Below are 400 nucleotides of genomic sequence, written 5' to 3'. Positions count from 1 at the left end.
ACTACGGAAAATCCCTATTTTTATGTATACAATGCGCTGCTTTCCCGGTGTACAGTGTTTGAGTTCAAGTCCCTTACGGCAGAAGATATCCGCCGGGGTGTGCAGAACGCAGCGGCGCGGCTGGGGGCAGAGGACAAAACGCCCATCCTCATTCCCGAGGATGCACTGGACTATCTGGCCCAGAGCGCGGGCGGCGATATGCGCAAAGCGCTGGGCAACCTGGAATTTGCGGTAACCGCTGCCCCCATCGAAAACGGGCGGCGTACCGTCACGCTGGATATGGTGCAGCAGGTGGCGGCCCGTACGGCTATGCGTTATGATAAATTGGGGGACGACCACTACGATATTGTGTCCGCCTACCAAAAATCCATGCGCGGTTCTGACCCGGACGCGGCGCTGC

1 pseudogene is annotated in these 400 nt (G+C 58.2%); it reads left to right on the top strand.

Annotation, left to right across the window (positions count from 1 at the left end):
- Positions 1-400 (top strand): annotated as a pseudogene (locus H6B10_RS15565) (replication-associated recombination protein A); the annotation flags it as partial.

The sequence above is a fragment of the Gemmiger formicilis genome (genome assembly GCF_016901605.1).
Taxonomy (GTDB): Bacteria; Bacillota; Clostridia; order Oscillospirales; family Ruminococcaceae; genus Gemmiger; species Gemmiger formicilis_B.
The sequence above is the reverse complement of the archived record's forward strand: the minus strand, read 5'-3'. Positions and strand labels throughout refer to the sequence as shown.